The 23127-nt window shown below is 54.8% G+C and carries 20 protein-coding genes; 6 read left to right on the forward strand and 14 right to left on the reverse strand.

Translation table 11 applies throughout. From position 1 onward, the window contains the following. Window positions 1–124 precede the first annotated feature (124 nt). The 8 genes from BVC71_RS14845 to chvE form a co-directional block, all read right to left on the reverse strand. Window positions 125–994, reverse strand: a complete 870-nt coding sequence (locus tag BVC71_RS14845) for an SMP-30/gluconolactonase/LRE family protein (RefSeq protein ID WP_086452487.1) — start codon at window positions 992–994, stop codon at window positions 125–127. Between the two features lie 9 nt (window positions 995–1003). After that, window positions 1004–2518, reverse strand: coding sequence for an aldehyde dehydrogenase (NADP(+)) (locus tag BVC71_RS14850; protein ID WP_086452488.1), 1515 nt, complete (start codon window positions 2516–2518; stop codon window positions 1004–1006). Window positions 2519–2532: 14 nt separating this feature from the next. Then, window positions 2533–3444 carry a dihydrodipicolinate synthase family protein gene (locus BVC71_RS14855; RefSeq protein ID WP_086452489.1) on the reverse strand — a complete coding sequence of 304 codons (912 nt, stop codon included), beginning with the start codon at window positions 3442–3444 and terminating at the stop codon, window positions 2533–2535. A 9-nt stretch (window positions 3445–3453) separates the two neighbouring features. Beyond that, window positions 3454–4383 (reverse strand): Gfo/Idh/MocA family protein, encoded by a 930-nt coding sequence (locus BVC71_RS14860; protein ID WP_086452554.1) that lies wholly within the window; start codon window positions 4381–4383, stop codon window positions 3454–3456. Next, window positions 4383–6125 (reverse strand): L-arabinonate dehydratase, encoded by a 1743-nt coding sequence (araD, locus tag BVC71_RS14865; protein WP_086452490.1) that lies wholly within the window; start codon window positions 6123–6125, stop codon window positions 4383–4385. Before araD ends, BVC71_RS14860 begins: the two co-directional genes overlap by 1 nt. A gap of 4 nt (window positions 6126–6129) precedes the next feature. Beyond that, window positions 6130–7347 carry a multiple monosaccharide ABC transporter permease gene (mmsB, locus tag BVC71_RS14870; protein WP_086452491.1) on the reverse strand — a complete coding sequence of 406 codons (1218 nt, stop codon included), beginning with the start codon at window positions 7345–7347 and terminating at the stop codon, window positions 6130–6132. 6 nt (window positions 7348–7353) lie between these two features. After that, window positions 7354–8874 (reverse strand): multiple monosaccharide ABC transporter ATP-binding protein, encoded by a 1521-nt coding sequence (gene mmsA, locus BVC71_RS14875; protein ID WP_086452492.1) that lies wholly within the window; start codon window positions 8872–8874, stop codon window positions 7354–7356. Between the two features lie 74 nt (window positions 8875–8948). Beyond that, window positions 8949–10001 carry a multiple monosaccharide ABC transporter substrate-binding protein gene (chvE, locus tag BVC71_RS14880; protein ID WP_086452493.1) on the reverse strand — a complete coding sequence of 351 codons (1053 nt, stop codon included), beginning with the start codon at window positions 9999–10001 and terminating at the stop codon, window positions 8949–8951. A 149-nt stretch (window positions 10002–10150) separates the two neighbouring features. On the opposite strand from chvE, the gene BVC71_RS14885 reads away from it, so the two are divergent. Then, window positions 10151–11068, forward strand: coding sequence for a LysR family transcriptional regulator (locus BVC71_RS14885; protein ID WP_086452494.1), 918 nt, complete (start codon window positions 10151–10153; stop codon window positions 11066–11068). 31 nt (window positions 11069–11099) lie between these two features. On the opposite strand, the gene BVC71_RS14890 is transcribed toward BVC71_RS14885, so the two are convergent. From BVC71_RS14890 to BVC71_RS14900, 3 genes are all read right to left on the reverse strand, one after another. Continuing rightward, the gene (locus BVC71_RS14890; RefSeq protein ID WP_086452495.1) at window positions 11100–12488 is read right to left on the reverse strand and encodes a TRAP transporter large permease; all 1389 of its coding nucleotides are present in this window, start codon (window positions 12486–12488) and stop codon (window positions 11100–11102) included. Next, complete coding sequence (locus BVC71_RS14895) at window positions 12488–13036, reverse strand: TRAP transporter small permease subunit (protein ID WP_086452496.1); 549 nt, start codon at window positions 13034–13036, stop codon at window positions 12488–12490. Before BVC71_RS14895 ends, BVC71_RS14890 begins: the two co-directional genes overlap by 1 nt. 81 nt (window positions 13037–13117) lie before the next feature. Then, complete coding sequence (locus BVC71_RS14900) at window positions 13118–14224, reverse strand: TRAP transporter substrate-binding protein (RefSeq protein WP_086452497.1); 1107 nt, start codon at window positions 14222–14224, stop codon at window positions 13118–13120. A gap of 144 nt (window positions 14225–14368) precedes the next feature. Here BVC71_RS14900 and BVC71_RS14905 point away from each other — a divergent pair, with 144 nt between their 5' ends. Further along, the gene (locus BVC71_RS14905) at window positions 14369–15097 is read left to right on the forward strand and encodes a sulfite exporter TauE/SafE family protein (RefSeq protein ID WP_086452498.1); all 729 of its coding nucleotides are present in this window, start codon (window positions 14369–14371) and stop codon (window positions 15095–15097) included. Window positions 15098–15128: 31 nt separating this feature from the next. Here BVC71_RS14905 and BVC71_RS14910 read toward each other — a convergent pair whose 3' ends face one another. The 3 genes from BVC71_RS14910 to BVC71_RS14920 are packed head-to-tail and all read right to left on the reverse strand — an operon-like array spanning window position 15129 to window position 18334. Beyond that, on the reverse strand, window positions 15129–16223 hold the full coding sequence (locus tag BVC71_RS14910; protein WP_165767792.1) for a Gfo/Idh/MocA family protein: 1095 nt from the start codon (window positions 16221–16223) through the stop codon (window positions 15129–15131). Continuing rightward, window positions 16220–17275: a sugar phosphate isomerase/epimerase family protein gene (locus tag BVC71_RS14915; protein ID WP_086452499.1), complete on the reverse strand. Its 1056-nt coding sequence runs from the start codon at window positions 17273–17275 to the stop codon at window positions 16220–16222. Before BVC71_RS14915 ends, BVC71_RS14910 begins: the two co-directional genes overlap by 4 nt. 21 nt (window positions 17276–17296) lie before the next feature. Further along, on the reverse strand, window positions 17297–18334 hold the full coding sequence (locus BVC71_RS14920) for a LacI family transcriptional regulator (RefSeq protein WP_086452500.1): 1038 nt from the start codon (window positions 18332–18334) through the stop codon (window positions 17297–17299). Window positions 18335–18539: 205 nt separating this feature from the next. On the opposite strand from BVC71_RS14920, the gene BVC71_RS14925 reads away from it, so the two are divergent. From BVC71_RS14925 to BVC71_RS14940, 4 genes are all read left to right on the forward strand, one after another. After that, window positions 18540–19772: an ABC transporter substrate-binding protein gene (locus BVC71_RS14925; protein ID WP_086452501.1), complete on the forward strand. Its 1233-nt coding sequence runs from the start codon at window positions 18540–18542 to the stop codon at window positions 19770–19772. Window positions 19773–20301: 529 nt separating this feature from the next. Continuing rightward, on the forward strand, window positions 20302–21159 hold the full coding sequence (locus tag BVC71_RS14930; RefSeq protein WP_205905985.1) for a carbohydrate ABC transporter permease: 858 nt from the start codon (window positions 20302–20304) through the stop codon (window positions 21157–21159). Continuing rightward, a complete protein-coding gene (locus tag BVC71_RS14935) occupies window positions 21152–22051 on the forward strand; it encodes a carbohydrate ABC transporter permease (protein ID WP_086452502.1) in 900 nt (299 codons plus the stop codon). Before BVC71_RS14930 ends, BVC71_RS14935 begins: the two co-directional genes overlap by 8 nt. A 4-nt stretch (window positions 22052–22055) precedes the next feature. Continuing rightward, window positions 22056–23126, forward strand: coding sequence for an ABC transporter ATP-binding protein (locus BVC71_RS14940; protein ID WP_086452503.1), 1071 nt, complete (start codon window positions 22056–22058; stop codon window positions 23124–23126). The last annotated feature ends 1 nt before the right edge of the window (window position 23127 follow it).

Raw genomic sequence — 23127 nt, forward strand, 5'->3', positions numbered from 1 at the left:
GGTGGAGCAGCCCGGTAGCTCGTCAGGCTCATAACCTGAAGGTCGTAGGTTCAAATCCTACCCCCGCAACCAAAATCTACAAAGACAAGTGAATATTGGTAACTCGCATTGACCAGGCATTGCTCTAGTCCAACAGGACGCGTGACTCTGCTTGTCCTGCGACGTCAGTTTTGGCGCAGTAGACAACGACTTGGCACGTGTCTGGGGTGTCGATGCCTTCTTGAGCGGTGGTTATGAACAATTCTGTGAAATCAGCGCCGCCAAACGCCGGACAGCTAGAGTGTATGCCGCCTACTGATACAGCCATGTCAAATGTGCCATCGGGCCGATATCGCGCGACGCGACCAAGGCCCCATTGCGCGTTCCATAAATAGCCCATGCTATCCGTGACCGCGCCATCAGGGTTAATACCCTCTGCAGATAGATCGACAAAAATAGAAGGCTCGCCGACAGGCCAGCCGTCGGAATCAAGCGCTGTTTTCATTATTTTTTGGGTGGTCGTGCAGCAGTAATAGGCAGCTGCCCCGTCGGGGGCAAAGCAGATCGCGTTGGAAATGGTGATGCCTGTGAACAGGGTTCGCAGCTCGCCTTTGTAAAAACGATAGATCGCGCCGGCTGCTAGTTCGGCCGATTTGCCCATGGTGCCAATCCAGAACCCGCCCAAGGGATCGGCGCGGCCATCGTTTGATCGTGTGATCGGGTTGTCTGCCTCTAACGAGGCAACCAGATCCCGTTGACCGCTGTTGATGTTGAATGTCCACAGCCCCGTTTCCGAGGCCATGAACAACCTGTCATAATCGATCCAACCCGCCGCCGAGACATATTCGTCAAAAGCCCACTCAAAGGTTTCGTCCCCAACGCGGCTAAGCAGTTTGTGTTCGACGATGTCGAACCAGAATAATTGTTGGCGTTCGGGATGCCACAATGGGCCTTCGCCCAAGAAACAAGGGCGCGGATCATAGATGGTTGCGGGCGGGATCGATCGGTTTGCCATCCGGGTAGTTTAGCCAAGATCGAGCGGTAAGATAGCGTCTGGAATGTTTTGATAGCTAACGGGACGCAGAAACCGACGGATCGCCATTGTGCCAACCGACGTCGCGCCGAAATTGGTCGACGCGGGGTAGGGCCCGCCGTGTACCATCGTGTCACAGACTTCGACCCCCGTTGGGAACCCGTTTGCCAGAACGCGACCTGCCTTACGTTCCAGAATGGGCAGCAGCGATGCGGCATCATCCAAGTCGCTGTCTTCCATATGCAAAGTGCAGGTCAGTTGGCCCTCTAGCCGTTTGGCGATGGTGCGCATTTCGTCCATATCGGCAACTTTGACCACCATACCCAAGGGACCAAAGACCTCTTCGCCCAAGGCATGGTTGTTCAGCCACTCTTGACCCGTTGTTGCGAACAGATACGGCGTTGCATTGCGGCTGTCACACATCGAGGTCAGCACCTCTTGGACGCCTTTCGCGCCTGCGATTTTGTCACGCCCCGCGCGATAGGCATCTGCAATTCCATCGGTCAGCATGGTTTGTGCGCCGATTGGTTCTAGTGCGTCAGAGGCGGCAGACACAAAGGCATCTGCCTGCGGTCCATCGATGACAACGGCGATACCGGGGTTCGTACAAAACTGTCCGGCGCCCATGGTCAGGGACGCGGCCCATCCAGCGGCGATGTCCGCCCCGCGGTTTTCCAACGCGTTCGGCATAAAGAACATGGGGTTCACGCTGCCCAGTTCCCCAAAGAAAGGAATAGGTTCAGGGCGCTGTGCGCATAGATCAAACAGCGCACGACCGCCGCGCAGTGACCCCGTGAAACCGACCGCATTGATCAGTGGGTGTTGAACCAATGCCTGCGCAAAATCATGCCCGTCTCCTTGGATCAGGCTAAAGACACCAGCGTGCAGACCACATTTTTGGATCGCCGCGTGAATAGCCTCGGCCATGATTTCTCCTGTGCCTGGGTGGGCTGCGTGGCCTTTGACGACAACAGGGCACCCAGCGGCCAGTGCAGATGCGGTGTCACCGCCCAACGTCGAAAATGCCAGCGGGAAATTTGACGCCCCGAACACAGCAACTGGCCCAATTGGACGCTGTACCATTTTGATGTCTGGGCGTGGCAGGGGCTGACGGTCGGGCAGGGCGGCATCGTGGCGGCGGTCCAGATAAGCGCCATCCAAGATATGTTGCGCGAACAGACGCAACTGGCCAACGGTACGGCCTCTTTCGCCCTGCAAACGCCCCTCTGGCAAACCTGTTTCAGATGTTCCGATCGCAGTGATCGCGTCGGCGCGGGCTTCGATTTCATCGGCAATGGTGTTCAGGAATGCGGCGCGGTCGGCGCGGGCAGAATACCCAAACGACCAAAAGGCTTCTTCGGCGGCCTGAACCGCATGATCGACCAATTCGGTGGTGCCAACGCTGAAATCATGCGCATCGCCATGTGCGGGGCTGCTGGTGAAAGTGCGTTCCGTGCCAACCCATTCGCCAGCGATCAGATGCTTTCCGTGCGGAGTAAATGTCATATCGTCGTCCTAAATTATTTGCCCCAGCGCAGAACCAGCGGGTCCAATGGAGTGAGTAGCGAAATCAAACGTTCGCGGATTTTGGGATGTAGCGGTGCAACTGGGTGGCGGCACATGTCGGATTTGATCACGCCGCCTTCGACCATCGCTGCCTTGCAGGATTGCCAACCGCATTGGCGGTTTTCATGGTTGATCGCCATTGCAACGCGGCCATAGGCAGCCGTCGCTGCATCAAATTCGCCGGCGTGGAAATGGGTTAGAACAGGTTTGATCTGATCCACGATCATGCCAGAGGTCATTGATCCGGTCGCGCCTGCATCCAGATCGGCCAACAGCGTGATGGCCTCTTCGCCGTCAAAGGGGGCTTCGATCGCGTCACCGCCCTGTTCGATCAACGCGCGGATTTTATTGGCTGCGCGGGGGCATTCGATTTTGAACAGTTTGACCATTTCCAATTCTTTGGCCATGCGCACCAACAGGGGCACGGATAGATCTACGCCTGACATTGGCGCATCTTGGACCATGATCGGGATGCCGACCTCTGACACAGCAGCGAATTGTTCAAAGGTCTGTTCGGGCGTACCCTTGAGCGTTGCACCGTGGTAGGGCGGCATCATCATCACGATGTCCGCACCCAATGATTTGGCTAATGCTGCGCGTTCAACTGCGATCTGGGTCGCATAGTGGCTGATAGTCACGATCACAGGCACGCGGCCCGCGACATGTTCCAGCGACAGTCGGGTCAGGGTTTCCCGTTCCGCATCGGATAGCAGAAACTGTTCCGAGAAATTGGCAAGGATACAGATACCGTCCGCGCCCTGATCAATGAGGCAGTCTAGGACGCGTTTCATACCATCCAGATCCAACGTCCCATCAGCATTGAAAGGGGTCGGGGCGACAGGCCAAATGCCGGTGTATTGTGTCATGTGGGCCTCTTATTCGTAGAAAGGTTCAACAGCCGTGCGACGACCCAGCGCCAGCGCATCAGACACATGCACCATCGGGCGCAGGTCCATATCAACGCCGCCATTGGTCACCAGACGAGCCATTTTTGCGTAAAGGTTAGGGTATTCGCCATGCAGCGGATTTTCGGATTGAACGGCGTCTTCGATGCCGTCGATCAGGATGCGCGCACCGCCGTCTGTCAGCGTCAGGGTGCCCTGTTCGGTGACGGCTTCGATCATCCAGATCTGGTCGCCGGTCTGCCGCCAGTCGAAATCGGCGGTCACGGCCGCGCCAGTCGGGTGCACAAATTCCAGCGCCGCCCCAATGGGCGTTTGTTTGTTAGACGGAATGTCCAGATACGCGGATTTCAGATGGACGTCATCGGGCAAAATCTCGGTCACGATAGACAGCGCATTGATGCCCGGATCAAACACACCCATTCCGCCCGGTTCCCAAACCCATTCTTGGCCGGGGTGCCAACGGCGCACGTCCTCTTTCCATGTCACATGCAGGCTGTTCAGAGTCTTGTCCGATAGCCATTTTTTGGCTGCTGACACTTTGTCCGCTTCGCGGCTGTGCCATGTGGCGTAAATCGACACGCCGTGCGCGTGCGCCATGCGTTCCAACATGTGGCATTCCGCGAGCGTTGCACCAGGTGGTTTTTCTAGCATCACATGACGGCCCGCGCGGATCGCCTTTGCCGCGTATTCGAACCTAGGCACGGGCGGCAGGCACAGCGATACAACGCGGATATCGGAACGCGCGGCCAGCATTGCGTCGAAATCATCAAAGGCTTCTACGCCTTCAACCGATCCGTGACGCGATACGGTCGCGGCCAATTCCCAATCATCTGATGCTGCGATGGCCGGCACGTGCTGATCCACCGCGATCTTTCCGATCCCGACTAAAGCGATTTTCATCAATGGGCGTCCTTTCCAACGGGATTGCCGCGGCATCCCTTTAGGAAATCCAGATCAGCACCCGTGTCTGCACCTTCGACGTGTTGTTGGTGTAACCACGCATATCCCGATGCGGGCTGTTCATGCATTGGTTTCCAGTTGGATAGACGTTCGGCCAGTTCTGCGTCTGAAATATCCAGATGCAGGCGGCGGTTTTCGACATCCACTTCGATCATGTCACCGTTTTGAACCACAGCCAGCGGTCCACCCGCTGCGGCCTCGGGCGAGGTGTGTAGCAGAACGGTGCCATAGGCGGTGCCTGACATGCGCGCATCGGAAATGCGCACCATATCCGTGATGCCTTTTTTCAGAACCTTTGGCGGCAGGCCCATGTTGCCGACCTCGGCCATGCCTGGGTATCCTTTGGGGCCACAATTTTTCAGAACCATGACGCAGGTTTCATCGATATCCAGATCGGGGTCTTCGATCTTGGCTTTGTAGTCATCGATGTCTTCGAACACGACCGCGCGGCCACGGTGTTGCATCAGATCTGGGCTGGCGGCCGAAGGTTTCAGAACCGCGCCGTTCGGGGCCAAGTTGCCTTTGACCACGACAATGCCGCCCGATTGGGTCAGCGCCTTATCGATTGGCAGAATGACGTCCTCGTTGTGGTTCATCACGTCGCGCACTTCGTCCCAGATGGTTTCGCCCGACACGGTCAGCGCGTCTTTGTGCAACATCCCGCCTTCGGCCAGACGTTTTAGGACGACAGGCAGGCCGCCGGCGTAGAAAAACTCTTCCATCAGGTATTTGCCCGAAGGCATCAGGTTGACGATCGTCGGCACGTCGCGACCGCAGCGATCCCAGTCGTCCAGCGTCAGATCAATGCCAACACGGCCCGCGATGGCCAGCATGTGGATGACGGCATTGGTCGATCCGCCGATGGCGGCATTGGTGCGAATGGCGTTTTCAAACGCGTCTTTTGTCATCACGTCCGATGGTTTCAAATCGTCTTTGACCATCTGCACGATGCGGCGGCCCGACAATTGCGCCATAACGCGGCGACGGCTGTCGACCGCAGGGATCGCCGCGTTGCCAGACAGCGCCATCCCCAAGGCTTCGGCCATTGATGCCATGGTCGACGCAGTGCCCATCGTGTTGCAGGTGCCCGACGACCGCGACATGGATGCCTCGGCTTCTAGGAACTCTTCTTGGGTCATTTCACCTGCTTTGACGGCTTCGGAAAATTTCCAAAGATGCGTTCCGGATCCGACCCGTTCCCCGCGGAAATAGCCGTTCAGCATCGGACCGCCAGTGACAACAATCGACGGAATGTCGGTCGATGCAGCGGCCATCAGCAGGGACGGGGTGGTTTTATCGCAGCCGACCAGCAGAACCGCGCCGTCAATCGGCTGTCCACGCATCTGCTCTTCGATTGAAAGGGCGGCAAGGTTACGGAACATCATAGCCGTTGGTCGGAATGTGTTTTCAGAGGCCGAAAATACCGGAACCTCTACCGGGAAACCGCCGGCCTCCCAGATGCCCGCTTTGACCTTTTCCGCTAGTTCGCGCAGGTGGCCGTTGCAGGGGGTCAGATCCGACCATGTGTTCAGGATGCCGATGATGGGGCGTCCGTCGAACAGGTCATGCGGATAGCCCTGATTTTTCATCCATCCACGGTGATAAATGGTGTCGCGTGAATTGCCGCTGTACCAATGGGTCGACCTTAGTTTTCGTGGCCATGGGGCTGGTTTAAAGGTCATTGGATCACCCCTGTTTGTTTTTGTTGTAAACATCAAAGAACACAGCCGCGAGCAGCACGAGGCCTTTGATCACTTGTTGATAGTCGATGCCGATACCCAGGATCGACATGCCGTTGTTCATCACACCCATGATGAACGCACCGACGACAGCGCCGATGATTTTGCCGGATCCGCCCGACATGGAGGCGCCACCGATAAATACCGCTGCGATCACATCCAGTTCGACGGCAAAGCCTGCCTTGGGTGTTGCGGTGTTCAGGCGTGCGGCGAAAATCAGGCCCGCCAGCGCTGCCAGAATGCCCATGTTCACAAAAGCAAGGAACGTCAGGCGTTCTGTTTTGATGCCCGATAGCTTTGCCGCCTTTTCGTTTCCGCCCAATGCATAGATGCGGCGTCCGATCGTCGTGTTCGCGGTCAAAAAGGCATAAACGACCGTCAGAACAACCATGGAAACCAGAACGTTCGGCAAACCACGGAACGTTGATAGTTTGAACATTACGAACAGCAGCGCAAAGGATACGATCGCCGTACGCACCACAAAGAACGCCTGTGGTTCGCCCTGAATGCCATAGCGGGCATTACGTGCGCGGTCGCGCATCCCCATCCAGATGATCAGTGCTACCGCAATCACACCCAGCGCCATGGAAAGAACGTTGAAATTTCGGCTTCCTGCAATGTCGGCTAATGTTTGCGACAGCGACGCAGGAAAGATGTCACCGACAAAGCCGGTTGAAATCAGCTGGAATTCACGTGGGAACGGACCAACCGATTGGCCCTCTAGCAGCCACAGGGACAGACCGCGGAACACCAGCATCGCCGCCAGCGTCACAATGAATGACGGGATTTTCCAGTACGCGACAAAGTATCCTTGGGCCGCGCCGATAAAGCCTCCGACGACAAGCGCCGCAATCATGGTCACGCCCACGGGCATGTTCCATTCCACGATCATCACAGCGGCAAAAGCGCCGACAAATCCCATTACGGACCCAACGGACAGGTCGATATGGCCTGCCACAATGACCACCAACATGCCCAAGGCCATGATGATGATATAGCTATTTTGCAGGAACAGGTTGGTGATGTTGACCGGTTTCAGCAAAGTGCCATTGGTCATGATTTGAAAGAACACCATGATGGCGATCAATGCGATCAGCAGGCCGTATTCACGCAAATGGTGTTTGAAATATGCGCCTAGGCTTGTGTTAGTTTGTTCCATCCCCATGGTCCCTTATTCCGTAACGATGAGCGACATGATGCGCTCTTGGCTGGCTTCTTCGGCGGTTAGTTCGCCGACCAATTCGCCTTCGTTCATGACGTAGATGCGGTCGCACATGCCCAACAGTTCGGGCATTTCGGACGAGATCATCACGACCCCTTTTCCTTGCGCGGCCAGTTCATTGATGATGCCGTAAATTTCGAATTTCGCGCCCACATCGATACCGCGAGTGGGCTCGTCCAGGATCAAAACCTCGGGCTGTGCGAACAGCCATTTGGACAACACAACCTTTTGTTGGTTGCCGCCCGACAGGTTCACGACCTTTTGGAAAACCGATGGCGTGCGGATGTTCATCGCGCCGCGATATTTTTCCGACACCTGAGTTTCTTCGTGTTCGTTGATCACGCCCGCGTTCGATACATCCCCCAGATTGGCCAAGGTGATATTGGTGCGGATTGTTTCGTCCAGAACCAGCCCGAGCGATTTACGGTCTTCGGTCACATAGGCCAGACCCGCATCAATCGCGCGGTCGATTTGCGATACATCGGCGGATTTTCCGTGCAGTTGCACCTCTCCGCCGATGTTGCGTCCATATGACCGCCCAAAGATCGACATGGCCAATTCTGTACGGCCTGATCCCATCAGGCCAGCGATGCCCACGACTTCGCCTTTGCGAACGTGGAAATTCACGTCTTTGATCATCTGGCGATCTGCGTGTTCAGGGTGCCAGACGTTCCAATTGTTCACTTCCATCAGAATGTCTGACGGATTTCGCGGACGTGCGGGATAGCGATCCGACATATCGCGGCCAACCATGTCGTGGACGATGCGGTCTTCGGTAATGTCGCCGCTGGCGGCGGACATTGTCGAAACTGAGGTGCCATCGCGGATCACGGTGACGGTGTCTGCAACGCGGCGAACTTCGTTCAGTTTGTGACTGATGATGATCTGTGTGACGCCTTGCGCCTTTAGCTCTAGCATCAGATCAAGCAGCGCCTGACTATCGGATTCCGACAGCGCGGCGGTGGGTTCATCCAAGATCAACAGCCGCACTTCTTTCGATAGCGCTTTGGCGATTTCGACAAGCTGCTGTTTGCCCACACCCAAGGTTTCGATCAGCGTGCTGGGGGCCTCTTTCAGGCCGACCTTTTGCAGCAACTGTTCGGTGCGTTGGAACGTGTCGCGCCAGTTGATGACGCCATTCGCGGCGCGTTCGTTGCCCAAAAACAGGTTTTCGGCGATCGACAATAGCGGGACCAGTGCCAGTTCCTGATGGATGATGATGATCCCTTTGTTTTCGGAATCGGAAATATTGCGGAATTCGGCGACCTGCCCATCGTAGTGGATTTCGCCGTCATAGCTGCCTGCGGGATACACGCCGGACAGGACCTTCATCAGGGTCGATTTTCCAGCGCCGTTTTCACCACAAATCGCGTGGATTTCGCCTTCTTTCACATCAAGGTTCACCTGATCCAGCGCTTTCACGCCCGGGAACGTCTTGGTGATAGAACGCATTTCTAAAAGAGAGGTCATGGGTGGCCCAAACCTTTATTATTACATCTGCCTCCGGGCCGTCAGGACCGAAGGCAGACAGGGAGAAGGGTGTGTTACTGAACTTGATCAGCGGTGTAGTAGCCGCTGCCGATCAGCACTTCTTCCCAGTTGGAAACGTCAACCGAAACAGGCTCTAGCAGGTAGGAGGGAACGACTTTGACGCCGTTGTCATAGGTAGAGGTGTCGTTGATCTCTGGCTCGCCGCCGTCTAGCAGCGCCTCGACCATGCCTACGGTCACGCGGGCCAGTTCGCGGGTGTCTTTGAACACGGTCGAGTATTGTTCGCCGGCTAGGATCGATTTAACGGATGGAATTTCCGCGTCCTGACCCGAAACGATTGGCATCGGCATATCGCCCGATCCATAACCAACGCCTTTTAGCGACGACAGGATACCGATCGACAGACCGTCGTAGGGCGACAGAACACCGTGGATCATTTCGTCGGTATAATGAGCCGACAACAGGTTATCCATGCGCGACTGCGCAACCGCGCCGTCCCAGCGTAGGGTGCCAACGGTATCCATGCCCATTTGACCCGATACGATGTTCACGGTGCCTGCTTCGATCAGTGGATCCAGAACCGACATCGCGCCGTTGTAGAAGAAGTATGCGTTGTTATCGTCTGGCGAACCGCCGAACAGTTCAACGTTGTATGGGCCATCGCCAAAACGTTCTTCGAGGCCCGCAACCAGGCTGGATGCCTGTTGAACGCCGACTTTGAAGTTGTCAAAGGTCGCATAGTAATCGACGTTGCCGCTGTCACGGATCAGGCGGTCATAGGCGATCACAGGAATGCCTGCCGCTGCTGCGTTTTCCAGCGCGTTCGACAAAGTCGTGCCGTCGATTGCCGCGATAACCAGTGCGTCGACACCTTTGGTGATCATGTTTTCGATCTGTGCCAGCTGGTTTGGAATGTCGTCTTCGGCGTATTGCAGATCAGTTTCATAGCCCGCTGCAGCAAACTGATCGACCATCGAATTGCCGTCCGAAATCCAGCGCGACGACGATTTGGTTGGCATGGCGATACCAACGGTGTCCGCATAGGATGCCGACGCGAAAACCATAGCTGCGGTCGCTGCCGTAGCAAGTAAAGTAGTGAGTTTCATTTTTTCCTCCCAGTGGACCGCAGGTTTTTCTCCCGAAAACGCGACGATCCATCAAATCGAGCCCAAATGCCCTGCGATATGATTAGCTGCAGTTCACATACCTGTAAAATTCTATTATAAGGCTTTGATATATCAAAAGTGGTATAGGTATGGATTTCATCAAACGTCTGAAACCAACGCATTTGCGGCTGTTGTTGAAAATCGCCGAAACTGGCCAATTACAGATTGCCGCCAGTGCGATGGCAATGTCACAACCTGCGGCCTCGCGGATCATTGGCGATATCGAAAAGCAAGCCAACACAGCCCTATTTCACCGGTCACCCAAAGGCATGGAACCGACCCCCGTGGGCACTGCATTCATTCGCCACGCGCGGGGTGTTGTTGCCGAATTGGACAGTCTGGAAAAAGAGGTGCGCGATCTGACAACGGGTGCCGCGGGTGAAATTCGTATTGGAACGGTAACAGGCCCCGCTGTGGGTATCGTGTTGCCTGTATTGCAAGAATTCCGCGAATCGTTTCCCGATACATCGGTCACGATCGAGGTTGGCCCATCCACAGAATTGGTGCGCGGGTTAGACGAGGGACGATTTGATTTCATTGTGGCTCGTATCCCAGCGGAACAGGACAGCCGCGATTTTATGGTGCATCCAGGGCGGTCAGAGGATGTACAATTGGTGGTGCGGGCATCGCATCCGCTGGTCGGACGACAGGGCGTGACGCTGGATGAATTGCGCGCCTATGACTGGGTCATTCAGGAACGAGGATCGCCTATTCGGTTAGCCGTGGAATCCGCGTTTCATTTGGCTGGGGTTCCTGTGCCACATCGCATTGTGAATACGTCATCTTTGCTAGTGGTGGAATCGTTGCTAGCCACATCGGACGTGATTGCACCGCAATCCAAAGAGGTTTGCGAATTATTGAGCCGTCAAGATTTTGGAGCAAAGCTACGTATTCTGGACATTAACGCGTCCATGCTGGTGTCGCCCTATTTTGTGGTCCGCAATCGGGGCCGTCACCTACCGCGCGCAGCCACAATGTTTTTCGAGCAGGTCTTAAAAAGACTATAGGCCGCCCGTTTCAAAGGCGGCCTATGCCAGATTAGAACAGTTTCGATGGCAACCAGGTGACCAGTTCTGGGAATATGAACAGCAGAACGATCGCCACGATTTGCAGCAGAACAAAAGGAATAACGCCTTTGTATATCTGCATAGTAGAGATCGTCGCCGGAGCCACACCGCGCAGATAAAACAGCGCAAACCCAAATGGTGGGGTCAAGAAACTGGTTTGCAGGTTCACACCGATCATCACGCCCAGCCAAATCGGATCAACTCCCAGCAACAGTAGGGTCGGTGCGGTGATCGGCAGTACGATAAAGATGATTTCGAACGTATCTAGAATGAACCCCAGAACGAACATTGTCAGCATCACGGCGATCATCGCGCCTGTTGCGCCGCCAGGAATGTTCGTCAGGAACTCATGAACCAGATCGTCACCGCCCATTTGACGGAACACGACCGAAAAGACAGATGCGCCAAACAGGATGATAAAGATCATCGATGTGATTTTCGCGGTGCTTAGCGCCGTGTGACGGATGATTTCGAAATTCAGGCGTCCGCGGATCAACGCAAGAACAGTTGCGCCAACAGCGCCGACAGAGGACGCTTCGGTTGGGGTCGCGACGCCGCCCAGAATGGAACCCAATACTGCGAGGATAAGAAGCAGCGGAGGGATCAAAGCAACGAAAACTTCGCGCAGCAGGTTCTTACGGTCTTCTTCGGATACGGGCGTTGCCGGGCAGCTGTCAGGGTCGGTGACAGCTTTGAACACGACGTAACCGATATAGATGCAGACCAGTAATAGACCCGGAATAAAGGCGCCTGCGAAAAGGTCGCCAACAGAAACGGCGCTGGGGGCAAAGTTTCCAAGGCTCATTTGTGCTTGTGAATGCATCCCTGCGATCATGTCGCCCATGAAAATAAGGACGGTAGATGGCGGAATGATCTGCCCCAATGTACCGGATGCGCAAATCGTACCGCAGGCGAGTTTTGGATCATATCCGGCCCGCATCATTGCAGGCAACGAAATCAGCCCCATGGTGACAACGGTTGCGCCCACAACACCCGTCGAGGCCGCCAGCAATGCACCAACGACGATCACGGAAATGCCCAGACCGCCGCGCATATTGCCGAACAGTTTGCCCATCGTGGACAAAAGTTGTTCGGCAATGTTGGACCGTTCCAGCATCACACCCATAAAGATGAACAGCGGAACAGCGACCAACACTTCGTTCGTCATATAGCCGGTGAATTTACCAGCCAGTGCGGCCATGTTCGAAAAATCGAAAACGCTGATCCAATACCCGATAAGGCCAAAAATTATTGAGGTGCCAGCCAAGGTGAAAGCGACAGGAAAGCCCAGCATTAACATGCCGATAACGCCAAGGAACATAAGGCCTGACAGCAGTTCTCCGATCAATGTCAGGTCCATTAGACGGGCTCCTTATAACGGTAGTCTTCGGGGATTAGGTCGGTTTTTCCGCTGATGGTTAGGATCGAACGGATCAGCATGGATAGACCCTGAAGCGCGACGGTGATCGCGAAAAAGATGATAAAGGCTTTGACCAGAAACAGGCCAGGCGCACCGCCTGGATTGGCAGAGGCTTCTTTCAGGCCCCAGCTACGCATCACAAAGGTTAGGCAATAGGTATAGACGATATAGGTAAACGGCAGCAGGAATACCGCGACGCCAACCAAATCCATCCATGCCTTTTTCACGGGCGACGCAGGACGATAGAAAATATCGACGCGCACGTGGTCGTCATGAAATAGCGCAAACGCAGCGACCGCGGTGAACATCACGCCGTTCAGCCATGGATACAGATCCTGCATCCATAGGCGGGTATTGGAAAACAGGTATCGTTCGACGACAACCCAGAAACAAATCAAAACGATGGCGATGGATAGCCATGAAAAAACGTTACCTATCAAACGGTTCATGCCATTTATGAAACGCATGATATGGGACAATAAAGCCATGATTTGCCCTTTCTGCCTTGAACGTTGTTGTGCCAAAGGCCCCGCACGACGGCAGGGCCTTTGACCGACTTACACAGTCGATTACAGGTCGGAATAGTCCATGAATTTCTGACGTACTGCGTTGAACGTCTGGTCGGTGTTTTCCGTACGGGTGCGCAGCAACTGCAAAGAGTCGATAAAGCTGCGGCCGGTGCGGCGAACCAGTTCGTCGTCGGAATTCAGAACGTTGCCCAGAACTTCTTTAGCGGAGGTTGCGGCAGCTTCCATGATGTCGTCTGGGAACTGGCTGTGAATGGTCACGCCGTGTTCTTCGACCAGCGTTTTCAGCGCGCGCGGATCGTTTGCATAGAAATCCGATGCAACCTGATCGTATTCGGCCTGTGCCACATCGCGAACGATCGCCTGCAGGTTTGCTGGCAGGGCCTGATATTTCGCTTTGTCGACAACGACTTCGGTCGCTAGACCCGGTTCGTTGAACGACGAGGTATAGTAGTGTTTGCACACCTGATAGAAACCCAGCGCCAGATCGTTGTATGGGCCAACGAATTCAGCTGCGTCCAACGCGCCGGACTGTAGCGCTTGGAAAATTTCGCCGCCGGCCATGTTGGTCACGGATGCGCCCATGCCCTGCCATACCTGACCGCCCAGACCTGGCGTGCGGAAGCGCAGGCCCTGAATGTCGTCGATCGAGGTCAGTTCGTTACGGAACCAACCGCCAGCTTGGGTGCCGGTGTCGCCCGATAGGAAACCTTGAACGCCGAATTGGTCATAGATTTCATCCCACAGTTCCTGACCGCCCATGTAACGGACCCAAGCCGCCATTTCGCGGCTGGTCATGCCGAATGGCACACCGGTAAAGAACGACAGAGCGGTGGATTTGTTCTGCCAATAGTAGGCTGCGCCGTGGCTCATTTCGGCAGTGCCGTCGATGACCGCGTCCAGCGACTGTAGTGGTGGAACCAATTCACCGGCCGAATAGACTTCGACGGTTAGGGCGCCGTCGGATGCGGCGGTGATGCGGTCAGCCAGACGCTGTGCGCCTACGCCCAGACCTGGGAAATTCTTTGGCCATGTGGTGACCATGCGCCACGTGATGCGGCCCTGTGCAACAGCTGGTGCAGCGAGCGATGATGCCGCAGCAGCGGTACCGCCCAATGCAGACGTGCGTAGAAATGAACGACGATCCATTTGTATTCCTCCCAAAATGTCTCAACCTTCCCTCAAAGGTTGACGCGTGCATACTTGCATTACAATTACGAAAGGCAAGAGATTTTAGACCAATTGATGAAATTTTGTTTGCAATTCCAATTGGTTTGATATCGGTATGCAGGGATGGAGGAGTTCGTCCTAATAATCGCAGGATTTATAGCTGGTGTGATGAATGCAATCGCGGGCGGGGGTACCTTTGTATCCTTTCCGGCGCTGGTTTGGGCGGGTGTGCCGCCATTGTCAGCGAATGCGACAGCGACCTTTGCTGCTTTACCTGGCTACATCAGCAGCGCGTGGGCCTATCGCGGCGAATTTCGTCAGGCGCGACAACGGATTTTTGCGCTGATAGCCGCTGCGGCTATTGGCGGACTATGTGGTGCGGGCCTGTTGCTGATAACGCCTGCAGAACTTTTTGATGGCTTGGTGCCGTGGCTGCTGATTGTCGCGACAATCGTTTTTGTTTGGGGGCCAGCGATTTTGCGGCGCACGGGGCCGCTGCCATCGGTTTTGGCAGCTAGCTGTGTGTTCACGATCTGTGTCTATGGCGGTTATTTCAACGGCGGATTGGGGATTATGTTGCTGGCAGGGCTGTCGCTGGCGGGAATGCAGAACATCCATGAAATGAACGGTTTAAAAAACCTCATGTCTGCCGTCATTTCGGTGACTTCTGTGTCGGCTTATTTTGCGGCTGGACTAATCGACATTTCATCAGCGCTGATCGTGGGCGTTGCAGGATTTATTGGTGGAATTGCTGGGGCTACGTTCGCGCGGCAAATCAAACGTGCCGACATCCTGCGTTGGGTGATTGGTGCGATAGGTGCAGGTATGGCGATCCTGTTCTTCCTGAAATAAAACGGCGACCCTATGGCCGCCGTTTCATCGTTTATCGATCAATCCACACCGAATTTTGCTGGGCGCTTTGTTGGCAGGCGCGGATGAACCACATGCCATCAAGGCCCGCATTAATATCGGGTAGCAATTCGCCCCCAGTGCCCAAAATACGATCGGCCGCATCCGAATAGATGGTGGCGAAAGCTTCGAGGTAGCCTTCGGGATGACCGCCAGGGATGCGGGTCCATGCGGCGTTACCATCGTGGCCACGGGTGATGATCTGTTTGGGCTGACCAAAGCGGGTAAAGGTCATCCGGTTGGGATTTTCCTGTTCCCATTCGATCCCGCCTCTGTCGCCGTAAATGCGCAGTTTTAGGCTGTTTTCATTGCCCACGGCGACTTGACTGGCCCAAAGCATTGCACGGGCGCCGCCCTCCATCCGCAGCATGATATGTGCGTTGTCGTCGACTTGGCGCCCATCCACAAACGCGTGCAGATCCGCCATGAGCGATTGCGTGCCGAGCCCCGTGACAAAGGACAACAGGTTGAACGCATGTGTGCCGATATCGCCAATAGCGCCTGCGCCAGACAATTTGGGATCGGTCCGCCAAGCGGCTTGTTTGTTGTCCGCGTCCGAGGCTTCGGTCAGCCAATCTTGTGCATATTCGGCCTGAATGACTCGCAATTGGCCCAGTTCGCCATCAGCAATCATCTGGCGTGCCTGACGCATTAGGGGATAGCCCGTGTAATTATGCGTCAGGATGAAATGCGCATCCGATGCCTGTGCTGCCTGCGCCAATTCTTCGGCCTGTTCGGCTGTGGCGGTCAGGGGTTTGTCGCAGATGACGTGGATGCCCGCCTGTAGAAACGCAATCGCGGGGGCAGCGTGCATGTGGTTGGGCGTCACGATCGCAACTGCATCAATGCCATCGTCGCGAGCGGATTCCGCTGCTGCCATTTCGTTGAAATCCGAATAGCTGCGTTCAATGCCCAGTTCCGCCGCAGACGTAGCGGCCCGTTCAGGGTCGGATGACAAAGCACCCGCAACCAGATCAAACCGCCCGTCCAGACGCGCCGCATAGCGGTGGACGCCGCCGATAAACGCGCCTTGGCCGCCACCGACCATGCCCAATTTCAGTTTCTTCATAGGCCCAACATCCGTTTGATTTGCGCATCGTCCTTTTCAGCGCCCGCAAAATCGTCGAAGGCTTTTTCGGTGACTTCAATCAGGTGTTTCGCGATGAACGGCGCGCCTTCGGCTGCGCCCTGTTCTGGGGATTTGATGCAGCATTCCCATTCAAGAACGGCCCATGAATCATAGCCGTATTGAGTGAGCTTGCTAAAAATGCTTCCAAAATCGACCTGACCATCGCCCAGACTGCGGAAACGGCCAGCGCGGTTGGTCCACCCCTGATAGCCCGAGTAAACGCCCTGACGGCCTGTCGGGTTGAACTCGGCGTCTTTGACGTGGAACGCGTTTATGCGGTCGTGGTAAATATCGATGAACGCCAGGTAATCCAGTTGTTGCAGCAGGAAATGCGATGGATCGTAATTGATCATCGCCGCCTCGTGCCCGCCGCAAGCATCAACGAACATTTCAAAGGTGGCGCCGTCGAAAACGTCCTCGCCTGGGTGGATTTCAAACCCGATGTCCTGACCGTTGTCGCGGTAGTGATCCAAAATCGGGGTCCAGCGGCGGCCAAGTTCGGCAAAGGCTTCCTCGATCAAACCTGCTGGGCGCTGAGGCCATGGGTAAAGATAAGGAAACGCCAGCGATCCAGTAAAGGATACCGTGTGTTTCAGGCCCAATTTGCGGGACGCAATGGCGGCCTTTTTCATCTGGTCGACGGCCCATTCTTGGCGGCCCTTGGGGTTTCCGTGCAGATGCGCGGGGGCGAATGCGTCAAATGCTTCGTCGTAGGCGGGGTTCACGGCAACCAACTGGCCCTGAAGGTGGGTTGATAGTTCGGTGATTTCAACGCCGGCATCTGCGCAAATGCCTTTGACCTCGTCACAGTAGGTGTCAGAGGTTACAGCCTTTTCCAAATCAAACAGACGGGCGTCAAAGGTGGGGATCTGTACGCCCTTGTACCCCAACCCTGCGGCCCATTTTGTGATGCCTTCCAACGAATTGAAAGGTCCGTCGTCCCCTGCAAACTGCGCCAAAAATAGCGCGGGGCCTTTGATCTGAGATGGCATGTTATCCTCCGTAAGTAATGCCTAGGGTGCCAGATCGTCCTCGGTTGGCACCTGTAATCCTTGCATCGGCGGCGCGAGTGGATCGCGGATCGCCTCAATCGCGGCGCGGGCTAAAAATGACCCTGCGCGTGCAACGTCTTCTTTCATCACGATGATATCGCGGCGGAAAATCCGCAGGAAATTGATCGCTTCTTTGCCGAACACATCAATGTCACCGCCCAGCACGCGGCGTTTTTTCTCGATGGCGACGGCCGCACCCATTGCGGCCAGTGGGGACGAACAAATGATCCCATCGATTGTCGGGTCTTCGGTCAGAATGTCCTTTAGGGCCGCGCAGGCCACTTCGGCGCTGTTGTCACTGTTAATTCGGCGGATGATGCGCAGCGACGCGCCCAGTTTTTCGGCAGCTTCGGTCGCGCCACTAATCGTGTCTTCGGCGTAAAACTGGCCGCGGGGGGGCGCGACGACTACCAAATGTTTGCGCCCGCGTTTCACCAGATATTCCACACCAAAGGCTGCGTAGGCGTGGTTGTCAAAATCAAAATATGGATGAGTTTTCAGACTCGTTTGGCCGTGGGTCGCAAAAGGAAAGTTATGGTCAATCAAATAACGGACGCGCGGATCATCCGGCGTTGTTTGGTTCATGATGATGGCATCGGCCGAATGGTTTTCGACAACATAGCGGATCGGCTTTAACGGGTCGTCGTCGTAGAAATATGGCGTGATATTCAGATGATAATTCGTGCCACGTAATTCGCGCGTGATCGAGTTAATCAGCTGCGCAGTGTGGTTCATCATGTCGTTTTCAGGGGCAAGAATCAGACTGATTACATTCGTGCGCCCTGTGCGTAGTCGGACACCCGCGCGGTTCGGTACATAACCAATTGCGTCCGCGATTTCGCGAATCGTTTTCTTGGTTTCGACGTTGATATCAGGGGCATCATTCAGCGCACGCGAAACGGTAGGGACAGCCATCCCGCTCAATCTAGAGATTGTTTTTAGTGTTGGTTTTTCACCAGGCAGTAGTTCGTACTGCGTGGCGGTTTGATCCTGATCCATCCGTTTGTCCCTTATTTATATGCCGTTTTCTTTTGTGCTGTTTTGGTGGGCTCCCGTCCAGTCTGTGGTGTTATGTTTTAACGCCGCAATGCGGCAATGGTGGTTTGCGTGTGCAGCGAAAAAAACCTTTGAAAATTTCTTGTCAGGGCAATCTAAAACGTTATAGAAATTTCTACAACGATTTAGATTCAGGGAGGAGCAAATCGTGAAACTGACATCAAAACTGCTTGCCGCAACGGCACTTTGCGCTGCTACATCCGCTGGTGCGACCGAATTGGAAGTCACTCACTGGTGGACTTCGGGTGGTGAGGCAGCAGCTGTGGCAGAGCTGGCGAATGCCTTTAACGCAAATACGGATCATGAATGGGTTGATGGCGCGATTGCCGGATCGTCGGGCGTTGCGCGCCCCATCATCATCAGCCGTATCATCGGCGGCGAACCAATGGGTGCGACCCAGCTGAACCACGGTCGCCAAGCCGAAGAACTGATCGAAGCAGGTCTGTTGTTGGACATCACTGACGTCGCCGAGGCGAACGGTTGGATGGACGTTGTGAACCCGTCGAACCTGCTGTCTGCCTGTACGGTTGATGGCCGCGTTTACTGCGCCCCTGTAAACATCCACTCCACGCAGTGGATCTGGCTAAGCCACGATGCATTTGAAAAAGCAGGCACCGCTGTTCCAGCCAACTGGGATGAATTCGTAGCAGCTGGCCCAGCCCTGCGCGAAGCGGGCGTTGTGCCGCTGGCGATGGGTCAGCAGCAGTGGCAGACCAACCTAGCGTTCGGTGCGCTGGCTGTGGCGCTGCTGCCAGAAGCATCGTGGCGTGCAGTTAACGTCGACAAAGACGCATCGGTTGCCGCAGGTCCAGATTACACCCGCGTTTTCGAGGCATTCGATGACGCACGCAAGCTGGCAGTTGGGTCCAACGTGAACGACTGGAACATGGCGACCAACATGGTCATCACTGGTGAAGCTGGCGCGCAGATCCACGGTGACTGGGCGCAGGGTGAATTCGCGGTTGCAGGTCAGGTTGCAGGCGAAGACTACAGCTGTTTGCCAGGTCTGGGTTTCCGCGAAGTTCTGGATACTGGCGGTGACGCATTCTATTTCCCTGTGACTGATGACGAAGACATCGAAGCCGCACAAAAAGAGCTGGCAGCCCTGCTGCTCAGCCCAGAAGTACAAGTTGCGTTCAACCTGAAAAAAGGTTCGCTGCCTGTGCGCGGTGACATCGATATGTCCGCTGCAAACGACTGTATGCAAAAAGGCATCGAGATCCTGAATTCGGGCGGCGTTCTGCCATCGGCAGATATGGCGTTCACGCAGGACACGATCACACAGATCGACGAACTGATGACCACTTTCTGGAACACCCCAGACATGACCGTGGCAGAGGTACAGGAATCCTACGCGAAAATCATCGCGTCGGCTGACTAATCGCTGCATCTATTGGGGCCAGTCTAACGGCTGGCCCCTTTTTTTGACCCGTTACGGTCGAATTTACGAAAAAAGGGGAGCCGTCATGCCGCAAACGCGGATTGAACGGGCATTTTTGTGGTCGATCACGTTGGCCAGCCTGTTTTTTATTCTTAGACAAGTTGGTGTCGAAGGGGCGATTTTTGAATACGCACCCGAAGCCATTCTATTCATTGGCGCCGGAATTCTGGCTGTTATATTCGCCCAGACGCGCCGTTTGGACCTGTTCAAAAACCGTCTGCGTGGCCCTATTTTGGGCTGGTTGGTCGGCATTGCAGTATGCGTGATGGTGTTGGTTCTGGCGCAAAAAGGCGTTCAGGACAGTTGGGAATTCGCCAAAGATTATAAAAAAGCGTGGAAGGCCCTGACGCCCTTTGCCTCTTTTGCGATCAAACTTTTTGCTTTGTTTGCTGTCGCGCTGTTAATCGTTGGCACACGTGATGATGCAACCACCCCACGCGGAGCTATCGAACGCGCATTTGGGTCGAATATGTCGTCCAAGGTCGCTGCAATGCCAATGGCATTTACCGCAGTCGGTATCTTTGTGATCGCGACATTGTGGACCGTCTATCACTCGTTCACGAACTCGAAATTGCTACCCAAAAGCGAACTGATCGGTTTCGATCAATACCAACGCCTGTGGGATTCAGATCGCTGGATTTTGTCGATTAAAAACCTTGCCATCTACGGCGCCTGTTCGATGGTATTTTCGCTGGTCATCGGTTTTGTTTTGGCGGCCCTTTTGGATCAGAAAATTCGTCTAGAAAGCCTGTTCCGTACCATTTTTCTATACCCATTTGCGTTGTCGTTCATTGTGACCGGTCTGGTCTGGCAGTGGATTTTGACGCCCGAATTCGGCGTGCAGCACATCGTGCGCAGCCTAGGTTGGGAAAGCTTTACCTTTGACCCGCTGTTCAACCCTGACATCGTGATTTACGGCATCCTGATCGCAGGTCTATGGCAGGGCACTGGACTGGTTATGTGCCTGATGTTGGCAGGCCTGCGCGGCATCGACCAAGAGGTTTGGAAAGCTGCCCGCGTTGACGGCATCCCTGCATGGAAAACCTACATTTTCGTTGTCATTCCAATGATGAAGCCTGTTTTCGTCACCACTCTGGTGTTGATCGCATCGGGTATTATCAAGCTGTACGATCTTGTCGTCGCTCAAACCTCTGGTGGTCCAGGCCTCGCGTCCGAAGTGCCCGCAAAATACGTCTACGACTACATGTTTGGTGGCCAGAATTTGGGGCAGGGCTTTGCCGCCTCGACCATGATGCTTGTTGGCGTGCTGATCGCGCTAATCCCATTCGCTTATTTAGAATTCGGAGGCCGTAAGAAACATGGCTGATCCAGTACAATTCACGGGTCCACACGGCCCGAAACCGAAAACGCCATTCTCGCGCCGTAACATCATGCTGTATGGCACGCTGATCGTGGTATCGCTGTACTACCTTGTGCCCCTGTATGTGATGATCGTTACATCGCTAAAAGGTATGCCAGAAATCCGCATGGGCAATATTTTTGCGCCACCAATGGAAATCACGTTCGAACCGTGGGTCAAAGCGTGGTCGCAAGCCTGTACTGGCCTGAATTGTGACGGCCTGTCTCGCGGGTTCTGGAATTCGGTTCAAATCACGATCCCATCGGTTCTGGCGTCGATCATCATCGCGTCCGTTAACGGCTACGCATTGGCCAACTGGCGGTTCAAAGGCGCGAATGTGTTCTTTGGCATCCTGATCTTTGGTGCGTTCATTCCGTATCAGGTGATGATCTACCCAATCGTGATCATGCTGCGCGAAATGGGCCTTTATACCAAGCTAGGTGGCCTTGTGATCGTGCATTCGATCTTTGGTATGCCAATCCTAACGCTGCTGTTCCGCAATTACTTTGCCTCTCTTCCAGAAGAGTTGTTCAAGGCAGCGCGCGTAGATGGCGCACGGTTCTGGGGCATCTATTTCCGGATCATGTTGCCGATGTCGATGCCGATCTTTGTGGTTGCGGTCATCCTGCAGGTCACAGGCATTTGGAACGATTTCCTATTCGGTGTGATCTACGCCAAACCTGACTCATACCCGATGACGGTTCAGCTCAATAACATCGTGAATTCGGTCCAAGGGGTCAAAGAATACAACGTCAATATGGCGGCAACCCTTCTGACCGGTGCGGTTCCTCTCTTTATCTACTTTGTCTCTGGCAAACTTTTCGTGCGCGGCGTCGCGGCGGGCGCTGTGAAAGGCTAAGAATATGAATTCTGTTGAAATCAAAAACCTCGATCTGAACTTTGGCGCGGTCAAAGTCTTGCAAAACCTGAATCTGGACATCAAACAGGGCGAATTTGTCGTGCTGTTGGGGTCATCGGGTTGCGGTAAATCCACGCTGCTGAACTGTATCGCTGGCCTGTTAGAAGTCTCTGGCGGTCAGTTGTTCATCAACGGCAAAAACGTCACCTGGTCGGAACCGAACGAACGCGGCATTGGAATGGTGTTCCAGTCCTACGCGCTGTACCCGCAGATGACGGTTAAGGGGAACCTGACCTTTGGCCTGAAAAACGCGAAAATGCCAAAAGACGAGATTGAAAAACGTGTCGCCCGCGCGGCCGAGATCCTGCAGATCGAACCCTTGTTGGATCGCAAACCTGCGGCCTTGTCGGGTGGTCAACGTCAGCGCGTTGCGATTGGCCGTGCATTGGTGCGTGATGTGGACGTGTTCCTGTTTGACGAACCTTTGTCGAACCTAGACGCGAAACTGCGCGCCGATCTGCGGGTCGAGATCAAAAAACTGCACCAACAGCTGCAGAACACCATGATTTACGTGACCCATGACCAGATCGAAGCCATGACTCTGGCCGACCGCATCGCGATCATGAAGGGTGGCAAAATCATGCAGCTGGGGTCGCCTGACGAAATTTATAACCGTCCTCAGAACTTGTATGTTGCTGATTTTATTGGGTCGCCTTCGATGGATTTCTTCGAAGGTCATCTGGAAAACGGCGTCTTTACGATGGGCGATATCGCGTTGCCGATGGCGGATTACGAATATGCAAACGGTCCCGTAAGTGGCCCCGCAATCGTCGGTATCCGGCCAGAGCATATTCTGACCGGCGACCAAACGGCGGGTGCTGTGACGACCCAAGTGACCATCGACATTGTCGAACCGATGGGGTCGGACACGTTGGTGTATTCGTCCTTGAACTGCAAACCGCTGCATATTCGCATGGATGGCAAGGCCAAGGTCGCCGCCGGTGAAACCATCACCATCGGTTTCGACCCGGTATCGGCCTCACTGTTTGATCCAACAACAGAAGAGCGGATCTGAT

This window comes from Marivivens niveibacter (genome assembly GCF_002150005.2).
Classification (GTDB): domain Bacteria; phylum Pseudomonadota; class Alphaproteobacteria; order Rhodobacterales; family Rhodobacteraceae; genus Marivivens; species Marivivens niveibacter.